The sequence below is a fragment of the Bacteroidetes bacterium SB0662_bin_6 genome, assembly GCA_009839485.1.
Classification (GTDB): domain Bacteria; phylum Bacteroidota; class Rhodothermia; order Rhodothermales; family VXPQ01; genus VXPQ01.
This window is the reverse complement of sequence record VXPQ01000047.1, coordinates 70,815-85,385: the sequence shown is the minus strand read 5'-3', so window position 1 is coordinate 85,385 and position 14,571 is coordinate 70,815. Positions and strand designations below refer to the sequence as shown.

General features: G+C 59.9%; 15 protein-coding genes. 3 read left to right on the top strand and 12 right to left on the bottom strand.

Going from position 1 to position 14,571, the window contains the following annotated elements; genetic code table 11:
* Position 1: 1 nt before the first annotated feature.
* Both F4Y00_09545 and F4Y00_09540 read right to left on the bottom strand, forming a co-directional pair.
* Positions 2-1,165: a hypothetical protein gene (locus tag F4Y00_09545; protein ID MYE05198.1), complete on the bottom strand. Its 1,164-nt coding sequence runs from the start codon at positions 1,163-1,165 to the stop codon at positions 2-4.
* Between the two features lie 29 nt (positions 1,166-1,194).
* Positions 1,195-1,782: a biotin transporter BioY gene (locus tag F4Y00_09540; GenBank protein MYE05197.1), complete on the bottom strand. Its 588-nt coding sequence runs from the start codon at positions 1,780-1,782 to the stop codon at positions 1,195-1,197.
* Positions 1,783-2,176: 394 nt separating this feature from the next.
* Between F4Y00_09540 and F4Y00_09535 the strand changes: the two genes are divergently transcribed.
* Positions 2,177-2,959: a CPBP family intramembrane metalloprotease gene (locus F4Y00_09535; GenBank protein ID MYE05196.1), complete on the top strand. Its 783-nt coding sequence runs from the start codon at positions 2,177-2,179 to the stop codon at positions 2,957-2,959.
* A 49-nt stretch (positions 2,960-3,008) separates the two neighbouring features.
* On the opposite strand, the gene F4Y00_09530 is transcribed toward F4Y00_09535, so the two are convergent.
* From F4Y00_09530 to F4Y00_09485, 10 genes are all read right to left on the bottom strand, one after another.
* Positions 3,009-3,929, bottom strand: a complete 921-nt coding sequence (locus F4Y00_09530) for a PorV/PorQ family protein (protein MYE05195.1) — start codon at positions 3,927-3,929, stop codon at positions 3,009-3,011.
* 17 nt (positions 3,930-3,946) lie between these two features.
* Positions 3,947-4,984, bottom strand: a complete 1,038-nt coding sequence (locus tag F4Y00_09525) for a hypothetical protein (GenBank protein ID MYE05194.1) — start codon at positions 4,982-4,984, stop codon at positions 3,947-3,949.
* Complete coding sequence (locus F4Y00_09520; GenBank protein MYE05193.1) at positions 4,981-6,558, bottom strand: hypothetical protein; 1,578 nt, start codon at positions 6,556-6,558, stop codon at positions 4,981-4,983. Before F4Y00_09520 ends, F4Y00_09525 begins: the two co-directional genes overlap by 4 nt.
* Positions 6,555-7,331 carry a hypothetical protein gene (locus F4Y00_09515; protein ID MYE05192.1) on the bottom strand — a complete coding sequence of 259 codons (777 nt, stop codon included), beginning with the start codon at positions 7,329-7,331 and terminating at the stop codon, positions 6,555-6,557. Before F4Y00_09515 ends, F4Y00_09520 begins: the two co-directional genes overlap by 4 nt.
* Positions 7,332-7,562: 231 nt before the next feature.
* Positions 7,563-8,789 (bottom strand): site-2 protease family protein, encoded by a 1,227-nt coding sequence (locus F4Y00_09510; GenBank protein MYE05191.1) that lies wholly within the window; start codon positions 8,787-8,789, stop codon positions 7,563-7,565.
* Between the two features lie 48 nt (positions 8,790-8,837).
* Positions 8,838-10,034, bottom strand: a complete 1,197-nt coding sequence (locus F4Y00_09505) for a pyridoxal phosphate-dependent aminotransferase (protein ID MYE05190.1) — start codon at positions 10,032-10,034, stop codon at positions 8,838-8,840.
* Between the two features lie 35 nt (positions 10,035-10,069).
* Positions 10,070-10,549 (bottom strand): pantetheine-phosphate adenylyltransferase, encoded by a 480-nt coding sequence (gene coaD / locus F4Y00_09500; GenBank protein MYE05189.1) that lies wholly within the window; start codon positions 10,547-10,549, stop codon positions 10,070-10,072.
* A 12-nt stretch (positions 10,550-10,561) separates the two neighbouring features.
* A complete protein-coding gene (locus F4Y00_09495) occupies positions 10,562-11,164 on the bottom strand; it encodes a methyltransferase domain-containing protein (protein MYE05188.1) in 603 nt (200 codons plus the stop codon).
* A gap of 20 nt (positions 11,165-11,184) precedes the next feature.
* Entirely contained in the window at positions 11,185-12,147 is a 963-nt protein-coding gene (locus F4Y00_09490) for a hypothetical protein (GenBank protein MYE05187.1), read from the bottom strand.
* Between the two features lie 47 nt (positions 12,148-12,194).
* Positions 12,195-12,656: a hypothetical protein gene (locus F4Y00_09485; GenBank protein ID MYE05186.1), complete on the bottom strand. Its 462-nt coding sequence runs from the start codon at positions 12,654-12,656 to the stop codon at positions 12,195-12,197.
* A 225-nt stretch (positions 12,657-12,881) separates the two neighbouring features.
* Here F4Y00_09485 and F4Y00_09480 point away from each other — a divergent pair, with 225 nt between their 5' ends.
* Positions 12,882-13,607 carry a pyridoxine 5'-phosphate synthase gene (locus F4Y00_09480; GenBank protein ID MYE05185.1) on the top strand — a complete coding sequence of 242 codons (726 nt, stop codon included), beginning with the start codon at positions 12,882-12,884 and terminating at the stop codon, positions 13,605-13,607.
* A gap of 38 nt (positions 13,608-13,645) precedes the next feature.
* Positions 13,646-14,557, top strand: a complete 912-nt coding sequence (locus F4Y00_09475; protein ID MYE05184.1) for a GTPase Era — start codon at positions 13,646-13,648, stop codon at positions 14,555-14,557.
* Positions 14,558-14,571 lie beyond the last annotated feature (14 nt).

Genomic DNA, 14,571 nt, shown 5'->3' with positions numbered 1-14,571 from the left:
GCTACTGTCCATAGGGCATTTCAAGATACCGCCTTGCTCGTTCGTGTGCATTGGACCAGTCTTTCGTGGTCAATGCCTCCCGGTAGGAAGCCACCGCCTGATCGCGCCGCCCGAGTGCATCATGGGCCATGCCCGCGTAGAGCCGTCCCATCGTGATGAACGGGTAATCCACTGCTTCACGTATTGCGGGTTCCTGCAAGGCATCAAGATGCGGGAGCGCCGCCTCGTACTCGCCATAGGCCATGCGGCCTCGCGCCATGAAAAAAAGGGCCTGCCCGGCCAGCGATGCATTATATCCTGTCTGCCCGGCCGTATGACGCGCATAAACCTCCTCGAAAACGGGAATGGCGTGCCGCCACCTCCCCCACCGGGCATAGATGCGCCCCTCTATCGTATGAAAAAAAGAATTTCCGGGATACCGCTCGCGCAACCAGGTCGCATATTCTATGCTTTGCCCGAAATCGTTTTCGAACAGATAATAGATCTGCAACAGGAAATAGGCCGCTTCGGTACGGATAAACTGCCCGTCGCGCACCGTACGCCGGAGCGATTCGATACCTCGCTCCCGGTCCCCGTCCGGAAAAAAGATCATCAGCGGCTTCAGGAGCGGGTATTTTTCCGGAATAGCCACCGCATAATAGTCGTACATCCCCTTGCCAAAAGCATAATCGGCCACATCCGGTTCCCGTTTCACCACGTCCAGGACGTAATCCATCGCCCGCAGGCCATCCCGGGCCGCCTTGAGCCATTCCCCGCGATTCGACCGGAGCCGCCCCCGGAATCCCAGTGCGGCGCCCTTGAAGAACATGGCGTCAAAAGCATCCGGGTCTTGCTTGAGGAGGCGGTCCGAGCGTTCGATGACTTCCTCCATCGCCGCATAAAACGCAGCGTCATGCGTCTCGTCGGAAAGGTCGGGAAGAATTTTCCACCATACGTTGAGCGCCTCCAGAAAAGGACCGCCAGGATGTTCCGGATAACGCTGCGCGATGTGTTCGAAGCGGCGGGCCGCTGCCTCGAATTCCATGTTATACAGACGATCCAGCCCTTCGCTCACTTCGGTCCGTACGACCGGATCGTCGAAAATGGATCCGCCGGGCTGCGCCTGCACAGGGGCAAACCCCGGAAGAAAGGCTACGGCCAGCCCGACAATGGCAGATCGCATCATGGAAACCGTCAGGCATGTGCTGCAACGGTCTATGCTCCCCGCTCGCCCAGACGCCGCGTTCCGGAGTAGATCAGAGCGACAAAGGCCACTTTAGCAAGATCCGCAGGAATGAAACGCAGGAAGCCCTTGTCAATGGACTCCATCCAGGTGGCATGATCGGCGGCGTAATGCAGCCAGATAACGCCCGTGGCAAAGAACACCACCGACCCGACGAGCATCGCCAGCGCGCTGCCCGTCAGCGTATTCCACCGCCTCGAAAGGCGGCCCACTGCGAGCGCCGCCAGCGGATATCCCACCAGATACCCCGCGCTCACCGCCCCCAGCATATACGAAAGTCCGTATCCGTCCCCCGCAAACACCGGCGCAAAAAGCCCCATTACGAGATACAGGAGTTGTGCGAACATCCCGTTACGAGCGCCCAGGAAAAGGCCGCTGCCGAATACGAACACCGTCTGGAGCGTGAAAGGAACCTCCCACAAGTAGATGCGGACCTGGGCCCCGGCGGCGGTAAGCAGGGCAAAACCGACGACCCCAAGCGCCTGCACAAGGGTAGAGGCTCGTTCTTCCCGAAGGGCGTCGATCAGCGAAGGGGCGGGCGCGTGCAGTCGTAGCAGCATGAAAACAGAGACCGGTTAAAAAGGTAAGGGACGCAAATATCCTGGAATACTCTGATTAGGGCCTGCTAACCCTATGCAGCAATGCTCTGTTCCGTCAGGCACGGCGTCAATCAAGGCGCGAGGAGTGAAGTTTGGTGGTTCCAAATGAGCGACGAGCAACGAAGAGTGACGCCGTGACCGGCGGAACCCGAAGGGCGGGCGCTAAGTCCGCAAAGTTCAGAGGGGTGAGAGACTCCGGGCATGATCCCTTGTGGAACGTTCCGGAAAAGGTAAACGTTTGGGTTCAGACGTATTCGAAAAGCAAACCGTACCTTTCGGGCGGCTGCCCACCGGTTTCTGCATCCGGGGCGCTCATTCCCGTTGCCGCCCGTCTCCGCTGACTTTCCCTGCCGCCATGCGCACCTGGATCCGACTGGAAACGGATCGTCTGGCGACAGCCCTCGGGCGCCTCGACCGCCGGACGGTCACCGTGCTGGCGGCGGTCGCAGCCCTCGTTATCCTGCAGGACGCGGTCGGGAGCCGCCGGTTCTTTTACGATACCCTGAGCGGGATTTTCCCGGCTGAGCACACCGGACTCCTCGCCTGGATATGGCGGTTTCTCGTACAAGGCATCACCGGATTCGTGCTCCCGCTTGCCATCCTGTGCGGTCTGTTTCGGCAATCTGCGCGAGACGCGGGGCTGGGGCGGGGCGACTGGAAGTTCGCAGGGTTGGCTATGGCCGGCTATCTTCCGGTGGTCATTGCAGGCACATGGTTCCTTTCGGCGAGTCCGGCCTTTCAGGCGCAGTATCCCCATTATGGCCCCGCGGAAACGGACTGGACGATTTTTCTGATCTACGAAACGTGCTTCCTCTTATACTGGATCGGCTGGGAGTATCTCTGGCGAGGGTTCATGCTTTTCGGGACAGCGCATACGTTCGGAGCCTATGCGATCTTCATTCAGGCTATCCCGTTCACCTTGCTGCACCTCGACAAACCGCTGCCGGAAACCGTGCTTTCCCTTGTCGGCGGCATAGCCCTTGGGGCCCTCGTGTGGCGTTGCCGATCATTCTGGATCGCCGTCCCGATCCATGCCGCACAGATGATCGTGCTCGACTTCTGGTGCACGCTGCGCGTCCGCTCCGACGTAACCGGAATTGGACCGGAGGCATTGGGTAAAGTATTGGGCATACATTAAAACACTGGCGGGATCGTCCCGCACGGTGGTGCAGATACCTCACCGCCGCCTACCACTGGTAGGTCAGCGTCATGATATGCCCCGGCCCCTGATACCCGCTCTCGAACGCCACATAGGCGTAATCAACGAGCGCCTTGTCTATATCCAGACCTATCCCCAAAGAAGGCCCCCGAAGATCGTCGTTCGTAATGTATCCCCCCCGCAGCGTCAACATTTCGAAAACCTCCGCCCCTAAGCCCACATGGAGTTGCGTGCGCTGCATCTCAAAAAAATGCGATACTTCCACGGTGGCGAACAGCCGGGCCAGCGTAGCGTCGTCTTCCTGGAGCCGCACATGAAAGGGGTGTGCCGCTACGCCGGCACGCAGTACTTCCGGCAACCGGGTGGCCTGCGTCTCCAGTTTCGACATCCTGCCTATGTTCTGCAATGCGGCGCCGAACTGCACCTCCCCGGGCAGGTCCGCCTGTACGCCAAAATCGAAGGCATATCCCTGGGAAGAATTCGTAAAAATGCGCTCAAGCAGATACTTGGCCGTCACGCCGGCCCGAAAACGCCCGAATCGCCGCCCATACGATGCCCCGCTGCTGACGAATTGCACACTGAAAAAACCTTCCGGCTCGCCCGGCCCGGAGCGCGCCTCGAGGTTGCCGCTTTCCATCGCCGTAACAAATAACCCTACGGCCCCGTTTTCACCCAGGCCCAAACGCGAGGCCGCCGCATACGTCCCGGTGCCGAGCACCCAGGCATAATAAGACAACGAGGCCGTATTGCGTTCGGCCGCGGCCAGACCGGCCGGATTCCAGAACGTGCTGAATGCATCGCGGCTCCATGCAACTTGCGCATCTCCCATGGCGCCCGCCTCGGCATTTATTCCATTACGCAGAAACGCAAACCCGCCTTCCTGCTGCGCCGCCGCCGGCCATGCAGCAAAAAACGCAAGCATTCCCAGCATGCACAAGCGCGTTTTCATAAGAGTATCCTGTATCCTCACAGTAGCATCCGGAGCGTAATCAGGTGCAGCAGGCCCGTACCGTGCGGCTCGAGCAACAGGCCGTACTCGACTCGAACAGCAAGGCCACCTACCGGTTGTTCGATTTCAAATCCGGCGGATGGCGTGTTCCCCGAGAGGGCATTGCCGATACGGTCTATGCCGCCGCGAAGCACCAGAATCTCCGAGAGTTCGTACTCGACGCCGGCGCGCACACCGGCCTCGTGCAAGGTCGCCCGGCGCTCCTCGAACGCTTCGAACGGCACGGGGCCGACACGTTGCATACTGCGGACCCGGTATTCCAGATCCGAAATGCGGGACTCGTATTCGGCAAGCAACTGCAAACGATCCCCCATCATACTGTACGAGGCGCCCACGCGCAAACGCAGGGGAAACCGGTCGGACGTCGTGCCGCCCTCCGCTCCGTACAGACCGGAAGAATCCCAGGAATAGCGGGCCAGCAGATCGTCCGTAACGAACGCAAGGCGCAAACGGTCGGTCACGTCCACCGTCACCCCGGCGTCAATGCCAATACTGTTAACCGGCTCGATCTCGTCGAAAAGATCGGTGCGGAAAAGTTGCAGGCCGACACCCAGCGACACACGTTGGCCGAGATGCGTGCCGAACGCCAGAAAAAACGCAAATTCATCGGTCGAATATGTTTGCGTGTGGTACCCGCTGGCGTCCCTCCCGTCGATATCGGACACCCCGGCATGGATAAGCCCGGCGGCAAGTCCGGCACTCGGCTGGATGGGCGTCGAGAATTGTACAAACTGCATCTCCCTGTCGAAACGCATGATAGCCGCCGACGCCATGATATGCTGTCCTGTGGCTTGCGGCGCAAGGGCCGGATTATAATAGGGAGAAGCATCGCCGCGCGCGTCTGCGGCGAGCGCATTCCCCAGCGCCATGCCGCGGGCGCCAAAGCCCATTCTCGAAAAGGCCCCCGCCGACTGCCCCCATGCGTTGGCCGCTGGCATCAGGACCAGCAATCCGAGGAGGCAACGGATCGTCTTATGCGCCATTGCTGCGGTCATTCGAGCACCTGGATTTTCCCGTGCGCGGCCTGTCCGCCGACTACGGCATAGAAATACACCCCGTTCGCCACCCGGAATCCGTTGTGGTCGGCTCCGTCCCATGTGACTTCACGCTCGCCTCCGGCGCCGTCGTTTGCGGCCAGTTCGCGCACGAGGTTCATCCGAAAGTCAAATATGCGAATGCGATCGGCGCCCCCGTCCGAATCGTACCGGATGCGAACGAACCGGTCGTTGGCAGGCGAAAACGGATTCGGATACGCATAGGTATCCACATCCGGCTGGTCATCGGTTGGCGTATCCGGGTGCAACGGCACATCGGTTCGATAAATGCGCCAGGTGTTCCCGCCGTCCGTGCTCTTCATGAGCCCGTCCGATGTACCCACCCACAGCGCCGCGTCCGTCGTGGCCACGGAATACACGGAGAGGTCCGGGCGCACGATCCGATCGGGGTCCTCGGCATCCCGAAAACGGCGAATCGTTCGCCAGGTCACCCCGCCGTCGTGCGTAACGAACAATCCGTTTTCCCCGGCGACATACACCGTCCTGCTTCCCCGAAAGGCAAAATCGTGGACTTTTTCGCCAAGGAGCATCTGCTCGAACGTCTCGCCCCCGTCCCTGCTCACGGTCACGCCGTACTGCTCCGGCGGTCCCTGCCGGGCCGGATCGTTCACCGGCCATGTGGCCATCCAGATTGGATTTTGCCTTGGATTTTGCCCTCGTCCCCCGGGCAGGGGCTGCTCTTCTATGGAAGTAACCCAATTGCCCGTCAGTGAAAATGCCGTGCCGTCGGCGGTGAATCGTTGCCACGCCATGCCATCGTACGACCGGTTCACGCCGCCCGCCGTACCGGCCCAAATCGTGCCGGTCCGGTCCACCAGCACGCTGAATCCCCGGTGGTTCAGATGTCCGTTCATCTCGTCCCGCGATACAGGCGACACGAAAAAGTCGTACGACGAATCCGGGTGAATGGCATGCAGGAAATCGGGGGGCAGCACGACGCGCTCCCAGGTCTGCCCCTCATCCCGGGATCGACGTATGCCGCTGGCCCACGCCGCAATCCATACCTCGTCCCGCCCCGGATCGTAGTCGATGTCGAAGGGAGGACTTTGCTCCGGCGCAATAATGGGCAGGGCAGGCAACACGGATACGCCATATTCCTCGGTGGTGTCGTCCGGGTCGTCCAGATGAGACGGGCGCCAGATAAAGGTTGCGCCCCCGTCCGTGGAGAAAACATACCCGGCCACGCTGCTGATCGCCTGCCCGTCCTCCATTCTCGAAGAACCGATGCCTGCCCACACAAAAACGCCTTCCACGTCCAGCGAATACACGTTAAGACGGCGGGCCGCCAGCGAATCGACGTCTGCAACGAACCAGGTGCGCCCGTCGTCCGGGGTCATATTCAGAAACGGCCCGATCCACAACCTGTCGCCCTCCGCATGCAGGTTCGTTACACTGTTGCGCAGAATGCCGGCCGCAGGCAAAAATTCGTCGGTCCGGCCAAACTGGCCAAACTGAGCCCGCCCCTGTGGAACGAGTAGAATACCGGTCAATATGATAAAGAATACCCGTCTCATTCCACCACCACCGTTGCTTCCACGATATCGCTGAGAAGACCGGCTCTATCTCTGGCCTGGAAGGCCAACGTGGTCGCCCCGGGGTCATTCGACGATTCAATCCGCACGACGCGCGTATAGCGGCCATCGGCAGCCTCCGCATCGCCATCCGTCCCCTCGTCGAACATGCCGATCTTTGTCCCGGGTCTTTCCACATTCCAGAATTCGACCGAGACGATATTGGAAAGCCCGTCCGGATCGGATACAACGGCTATCAACTCCAGCAACTTAGCGGGTTCGCCCGGCCCGGGACGGCGCAGGGTATCCGGCGCCACGACCATGCTTATGACCGGCGGTCCGCCCTCCGCCGAAACATGCATCATGCCGCGCACCTGGTTGCTGAGCATCCCTTTTAGGTCTTCCGCGAAAACCAGCACGGTATAGACCCCGACCTCCCCGGCCGGAATGATCACGTCGGAATGGCCCGCGTACCGCCCGCCGGAACCCAAAGCAAGCACGCCTTCAGCAATCGTCTCGTCTCCGAACACCACGAAAGAGACAGCCTCCACATCATGGTCGGGATCCCGTACCGTCACCTCCATGGAAAGCGGAACGACTACATTGGCATTGCCGTCGCCGGGCGACGCAATAAACTGATGCGGCGAGAAGGAAAAATCGGACAACTCCGGCGGAGTGCCCGCATCGTCAAGCAGGCCGGGAGCCTGATCGCACGCACTCAGGGCGAGAATTGCTGCGGCAAGAACCGCTGCCGGATAACGAAAGGAATGAAGCAAGACGAGCGTCCCGAAGGGTTCAGATTCGGAAAAAACGAAACCGTATCAATCTGCGCTCATCAATGCTCCACAGGTGGAAAAGAGAGGGTGCGACCGGAAAGTACGCAGCACGTGCAAAAGCGTTACGACGGATGCCGGACAGGGGCTCTTAACAAGCCTTCGACACAAAAGATCCCGAAGGGTGAAATATACCTCCCGGAAGATATATGGACGCAAGCAACCATAGAATCGTCATGCGATATACAGCGGCCTGAAGCTGAAACACAGGATAAAGATAAACAGGCTGAGAAGGCCCAGCGCCATGCGGCCGGGAGTCAACGGTTGCTCATGAAGTACAGGGGGGTGATCTATCCTGACCAGAAACATGAGCAACAGGCACCAGAGCAGCCAGCCGCTGTAGGCAACGTTCTGCATCCACGGCAGGATATTCTCTGCAAGCGCAGTTAGGACCATAATGCCCGCCATGGCCGGTGCAATGCGCGTCAGATTCCCGTCGAACAGTTTCGCCAGATACAAATACAGGATCCCTGCAAGAATAAACCAGGAGAGGCTACCAAGAGACGGAGATAGTTCATAGAGAAGCGGCGAGATTTCGAGCACGAACCCGATGGCGCCCGAAAGCAGCAGCACCATGAAAAAACCCCGGGCGAGGCGGGCATGCCAGACCCGTCCGAATAGCGCATACGTAATATGTCCCCCGTCGAGCTGCCCGATGGGAAGCATGTTCAGCGCCGTAAAAAACAGACCCAGCCACCCCGCAAACAACATGGGGTAGTGGTACATCTCCCAATTGGGAGGCACATCCGTGAAAAATTGCTTGAGCAGCATATACAACAGCGTGTCGCCGACGACCAGCGTAATCGCCCCATCGCTCGATCCGGTCAGGCTGTCCGGATACCTGCCGAATTGTTCGACATACTGCTGGATGGCCTCGTGCCCCGGCCCCACGCCGAAGATGTACGAGGCGGGCGGCAATGCGGCAAAGGCCGCAAGGAGAAGAATAAGAGCGACTGCAAAACCGGCAAGTGGCCCGGCGACCCCGATATCGAACAACTTCCGCAGGCTGGGCACCGGTTCTCTGATGCGGATCACCGCACCCAGGGTACCCACCCCGAAGAAAGGAAGGGGAATGTAGTAGGGAAGCGAAGTGGCCACGCTATGAAACCGGGCGGCGAAATAATGTCCGAATTCGTGCACGGTCAAAAAAAGAAGCAGGGATAACCCAAAGCGCAAACCGTCTGCCAGGAATGCCGGCCACCCCTCGCTCGCATACACCGCCAGGCGGCCCGTCAGATTACCTCCTTCCCACACCGTGGTCGCCAGCGTAACGACAAAGAGCAGTGCATGGAGCCAGTAGCGATCCCGGCCTTTACGCACATCGGATCCCCCGGAACCGGCTCCGACAGCATGATCTGTCTCTGCAGAGAATACGGAAGGCTCGCTATGCGACGGATACATACGGGATATACGCGGAAGAGGCAGTGTGCGTCAGGAAGCAAACGAGCGTCAACGGAGCCCGGAAAGCCCCTTGGAAATCCGGCGCATGGCTTCCTGCAAATCTTCCGTGGAAGCAGCGTACGAAATACGCAGGCCTCCGGGATCGCCGAAGGCGCCCCCCGGCACAAGCGCCACATGATGCTCTTCGAGGATATAGAAACACAGGTCCTCGCTGGTTTCGATCGCCCTGCCGGAAGCGGACGTTGAACCAAGATAGGAGGATATGTCCGGGAAAAGATAAAAGGCTCCCTCGGGCCGCGGACAATGAATGCCGTCGATCGCGTCAAGTTGCTCAAGCATGAAATCGCGCCGGATGCGGAACCGGCTGACCATGTCCGTCACATACCGCTTGTCCATTTCCAGCGCGGCAATACCGGCCCTCTGGGTAATGCTGCACGGCGCCGAAGTCGTCTGCCCCTGTATTTTCGCGGCCGTTTTTACAATGGCCGGGTCGGCCGCCATATACCCCAGGCGCCAGCCGGTCATGGCATAGGCTTTCGAGAAACCATTTACCGTGATCGTCCGCTCCTTCATGCCGGGGAGCGAGGCAAACGCAACATGCTCCGCATCGAAAAGAACATGTTCGTAAATCTCGTCCGAGAGCACGAACACATCCGGATGCCGTCGCAACACCTCGGCCAGCGCCTCCAGTTCCTCCCGGGGATACACGGAACCGGTGGGATTGGAGGGCGAGCACAGGATCAGCATGCGCGTGGCCCCGCCTATGGCTTCCTCCAGAGCAGAAGGACTGAGGCGGTATTCACCGGCGGCGGTGGTGGCAAGCGGCTTTGGCGTAGCGCCCGCGAGGCGCACCATCTCCGGATAACTCACCCAGTACGGCGCCGGAATAAGCACCTCGTCCCCGGGACGACAGAGCGCGGCAACGGCAAGGGCGACCGACTGCTTGGCGCCGCTGGAGCAAAGGATCTGATCCGGTGTGTACGCAAGCCCGTTATCCTCCTCGAATTTTCGGCAAATCGCTTCGCGCAATGCGAGCATACCCATGTTCTCCGTATACCGGGTATACCCTTCCCGGATGGCGGCCTGACCCGCCTCGACGATCGGCGCCGGGGTGTCGAAATCAGGTTCTCCGGCGCTAAGGCCAATGACGGGAAGACCCTCTCGCCGCAATTGCTTTGCACGCCCGCTCATCGCCAGCGTAGCGGACGGCTGAACGGCTTCCACATTGGGATTGAAACGGATCATAATCAGGAATCACAAAAGATTAGGGCCTGTTGACACTAGGGACGGGTACGCCGCACAAGCGCATTCAGCACAGGCTCAGGCACGAAGGCCGAGACATCGCCGTTCCAGCGAAGAATGTCACGCACCAGCGTGCCGCTTACCAGGGCATGCCGGCCCGAAGCAGGTAAAAAGACGGTTTCGAGATCTTCCTGTAGCGCCCGGTTCGCCAGCGCCATGGGCAGTTCGTAATCGAAATCGCGGGACTGCCGAAGCCCCCGAATCAGCACAGTAGCGCCGGTCTCCCGGGCGCGGTCCGCAATCAGCCCCTCATGGGCTACCACTTCGACGCCGGTCAAATGCCGTATGCACTGGCGGATCAGCTCGCACCGCTCCTCGATGGGGAAAACCGTTTCCTTTTCGGCATTGACAGCCACCGTCACCTCCACCCTGTCGAACAACGCCACTGCGCGTTCGAGGATATCGAGATGTCCGAATGTAAACGGATCGAATGTGCCGGGATAAAGCGCCAGTTTCATATGCGGCGGCGATCAGGAAAAAACAGGGCGGGAAGCATGCTCGGCGGCGGCAGGGTCCGGGACCACAGCCTGCGCACGCCGAAACACCGACACCACGGTACGCCCGTATGACCGGGAAACGTCCAGGTCGGGATGCGCCGGTTCCCGGTCGAAAAAGATACGCCGGTCATGTTCGAGGATAAACAGGCCCCCTTCCGCGGTATGCGGCAGCGCCAAGGAAGGCATTTCCGGCATGGCTTCGAGGCTATACGGTGGATCGGCAAAAATGAAATCGAACGCCGGTCCCTTGTAGCGGCGCAGGTAGCGTACGGCATCCGCCCGTAAAAAGATGCATTGATCCTCCACATCCAGTTTGCGCGCATTCCGCCGGGCCACCTGAAGCACGCGTCCTTCTTTTTCCACAAAAACGACCGAGCGGGCCCCGCGGGAAAGCGCCTCGAAGCCTATGGTGCCGGCGCCGGCGAACAGATCAAGCACGGATGCGTCGGCGAATCCTCTCCGGTTTTCCGCAAGGTGAAAAAGCGATTCCCGCGTCCGGTTCGTGGTCGGTCGGGTCAGAAGACCTTTCGGAGCGAAAAGTTTTCTGCGAGCGAATTTTCCCGCAATAATTCTCACGACGCAACGATGTAAATGAGTTAGGGTCTGCTCACACTATAAAAAAATTCCTCGCCTTCATACAGGGCGCCGCCGATGCACCCGGCATATGCCGGAACGTCCACGTCCGACGGCGGAGAGGTAACAGGAACGTCCTGAAGCGCCGCAGGATGCAGCACCCGGATATCCCCGCCGAACACGGCCCGAAGTTCGGAAAACAAGGCGTCGGGAGCAGTCTCCCCGTACATGTAGACTGTTTTTACGCCCGACGGGGGGATTCCGAACCGGGACGCCGTGTGTACACCGAGGTATGCCGCATCGATCGGTTCTATGCCTTCCGCAAACCCGCCAAAACGCCAGACCTTTCCGGTGCAAAAAATATAGTCGAGCCGGTCGGCATACCAGCCGATCCCCAGAACACAGGAATTTTCACCGGCGTCTTCCCTTGCAGCCTCCGCGCATCCGATCATACTGACCGCCGCGTGGGCGCCGGACATGAGCCGCGTGTGCTTCGCCGGTACGTCCCGAACAAGACGCCGCAGGCGTTCGTCAAGACGTTCTTCAACCGCCAGCACATGCATCCATGCCTCTTCAGCGCCCCGAGGCATTGCTCCATGGCAAACCACATCGGCAGTGATGCGCAGCGGCTTTTCCGGCGCTACGAGCAGATCGGTTGCTTGCCTGAGACAACTCCGCCGGGCATCCGGTCCGGCTTCCGAAGAAACCGGCACACGAAAGGAATGACCTTCCCGGGGAGAAATCGCGATACGCAGATCGTCAATCCCGCGGCTGTCCTCCGGTCCGGAAAACGCCTCTGCAAGCGCCTCTGAAACCGCATGAACGCGCTCATCGTCCCCGCCGGAAAGCACGCTGTTGAGAAGATCCTCGTCCACGTCAATGCGCCCGAGCCGCGATAGCCGGCGCTCCGACGCAGATTGCGATACCTCGGCGTAGCGGACCGCACGGCCTGTTATATCGACCCCCGCCCGTACGTACGCGTCCATGGATCAGGTTAGCACTATGCAGCGGCGTTCCGCCGCCGCCTGCGAGACTACTCCCAGCTTGCGGCGTTCAACCGGGTAGGATCCGGTTCAAGGGTTCCGATCTCATCACCGGAATCCGGATCGCTGAGCAGATACACCATGACGCGCGACGTATCGTTGATTGCGTATTCGAATTGCTTCCCTGTACGAGGCGAAACAATAAAGGAATCGATATTCGTACCGCTACCGAACAGACTGTCGCTGTGCGCCTGTATCGTCGAATCGGTTTGCACCCAGATATGCAGGCTGTCCAGAGAACCCGGGAAACGCCCGTTTCGTTCGTCGAACCGGATGAGCGCCGCCCGGATATTACTCATGCGCAGGCGCGTACGGTCCGTGAGTTCCTCTTGGCGCTCCACGGCCGCCCAGGGTTCGGTAATCGAAACATAAAGGAAATACCCCATGAAGAGGATAAGTACCCCCAGGGCCACCTGAATAAGAACACGTTTGTTCTGACTGCCTGACGCCATAGTGCGCTCCTGTTCCCGCAGTGTCTGATTGTCTGACGAATAAGAAACGGGAACCTTACTTCACGGTACATACGCACGACGACGCCCGCCTCTGCGAAAAAATACATGAACATCCCCCGAAAAGCAACCATGCAAAGGCTATCTGCACAGAGAACGGAATTTCTCCCGCAGATTGCGATATTGTGGTAAGCGGGCCTGCCTTTCCGCCCCATACCGATCATTTCCATGGCAACCGACCTGCTCATCAACATAGATCATGTGGCCACGCTGCGCAACGCCCGCAAGGAAACGCTGCCTGATCCGGTCCATGCCGCCGCCGCCGCCGAAGCCGCGGGGGCCGACGGCATCGTGGTCCATTTACGGGAAGACCGCCGCCATATCACCGAACGCGATGTGCGCCTCCTGAAGGAAATGCTCCGCACAAAATTTGATTTTGAGCTGTCCACGGATCCCGATGTGGTGCGTATCTGCTGCGAGGTGCAACCGGATCTGGCTACCCTCGTGCCGGAACGGCGGGAGGAAGTAACCACGGAACACGGACTGGACGTGATCGCCCGCAAGGAGCGTCTCCGCGACGTCGTTACGCAATTGCGGGAGGCAGGCATAAAAGAAGTGGCGCTCTTCGTCGATCCCGTGTGCAACCAGATCGAGGCAACCGTGGAAACCGGGGCCGACGGCATCGAACTGCACACCGGGGACTTCGCCAATGCCGGCAACGCAAACGAACGCAAACGATGTACGGATGATCTGGCCCGGGCTGCTGAACACGCCCACGCCGCCGGCCTGATCGTACACGCCGGCCATGGGCTCGACTACTGCAACTACCCCGCGTTTCGAGCCGCAGTCCCCCATGTTCGGGAAGTTTCCATTGGCTTTGCCGTGATGGCCAGGGCCATGCTTGTCGGTATGGAACAGGCGGTTCGGGAAATGCGAGAGCTCGTAAAATCGTGACGCACCGCCCGGCACACGTCCACGCATCGAAAAAATCCATGGATTCGCCGCTCCTGATGCCGGAAGACGCCCCTGAAGGCCACCGATGCGGCTATGTCGCCCTGGCGGGACAACCGAATGTGGGGAAGAGCACCCTGCTGAATGCCCTCATCGGGCAAAAACTTTCCATTGTTACCCGGAAACCGCAAACCACGCGCCACCGGATCCCCGCCATGTTGTCTGCGGACGATCATCAGATCATTTTCCTCGACACCCCCGGCATCGTGGTTCCTCGGTACGGACTGCACAGGGCGATGATGCACGCTGTGCGGGACGCGGTGGCCGATGCAGACCTGCTGGTATTCATAGCCGACGCCTCTCGCGGCGTACCCGACACACCCGGGATGGATATCGTCCAGGGCCGACCCGCCATACTCGCCCTGAACAAAATGGACCTTATCCGGCAGGAAGACGCCCTGCCTCTCGCAGAGGCCTGGCTCGCGCTGGGCGATTTCAACGAGGTCGTGCCGATTTCGGCCCGAAAGGGTACGAACCTGGACATTCTGCTGGCTGCCATCCTGCAACGCCTCCCGATCGGGCCGCCTCTCTACCCGAAGGACATGATCAGCGACCGCCCGGAACGCTTCTTCGTGGCCGAGATCATCAGGGAGAAAGTATTCCGGTTGTACCGGCAGGAGATTCCATACTCCACCGAAGTACGCATTGTGCACTTTGAGGAACGAGAGCACGAAAAGGACTTCGTATCCGCCGAAATCGTGCTCACGGCGGATACGCAGAAGGGAATCCTGATCGGGAAAAGGGGCCATGCCCTCAAGCGGCTGGGCACGGCGGCGAGGAAGGATATCGAGGTTTTTCTGGGCCGATCCGTATACCTGGATCTGCATGTGAAAGTCCGAAGCGACTGGCGCAATCGACCTGCCTTTCTGCGCTCGTTCGGTTACCGGGCCTGACGGGAAAACGCCGC

Coding starts and splice junctions, on each gene's coding strand:
- F4Y00_09545 (MYE05198.1), bottom strand. CDS start 1,165: ATGATGCGATCTGCCATTGTCGGGCTGGCCGTAGCCTTTCTTCCGGGG.
- F4Y00_09540 (MYE05197.1), bottom strand. CDS start 1,782: ATGCTGCTACGACTGCACGCGCCCGCCCCTTCGCTGATCGACGCCCTT.
- F4Y00_09535 (MYE05196.1), top strand. CDS start 2,177: ATGCGCACCTGGATCCGACTGGAAACGGATCGTCTGGCGACAGCCCTC.
- F4Y00_09530 (MYE05195.1), bottom strand. CDS start 3,929: ATGAAAACGCGCTTGTGCATGCTGGGAATGCTTGCGTTTTTTGCTGCA.
- F4Y00_09525 (MYE05194.1), bottom strand. CDS start 4,984: ATGACCGCAGCAATGGCGCATAAGACGATCCGTTGCCTCCTCGGATTG.
- F4Y00_09520 (MYE05193.1), bottom strand. CDS start 6,558: ATGAGACGGGTATTCTTTATCATATTGACCGGTATTCTACTCGTTCCA.
- F4Y00_09510 (MYE05191.1), bottom strand. CDS start 8,789: ATGTATCCGTCGCATAGCGAGCCTTCCGTATTCTCTGCAGAGACAGAT.
- F4Y00_09505 (MYE05190.1), bottom strand. CDS start 10,034: ATGATCCGTTTCAATCCCAATGTGGAAGCCGTTCAGCCGTCCGCTACG.
- coaD (MYE05189.1), bottom strand. CDS start 10,549: ATGAAACTGGCGCTTTATCCCGGCACATTCGATCCGTTTACATTCGGA.
- F4Y00_09490 (MYE05187.1), bottom strand. CDS start 12,147: ATGGACGCGTACGTACGGGCGGGGGTCGATATAACAGGCCGTGCGGTC.
- F4Y00_09485 (MYE05186.1), bottom strand. CDS start 12,656: ATGGCGTCAGGCAGTCAGAACAAACGTGTTCTTATTCAGGTGGCCCTG.
- F4Y00_09480 (MYE05185.1), top strand. CDS start 12,882: ATGGCAACCGACCTGCTCATCAACATAGATCATGTGGCCACGCTGCGC.
- F4Y00_09475 (MYE05184.1), top strand. CDS start 13,646: ATGGATTCGCCGCTCCTGATGCCGGAAGACGCCCCTGAAGGCCACCGA.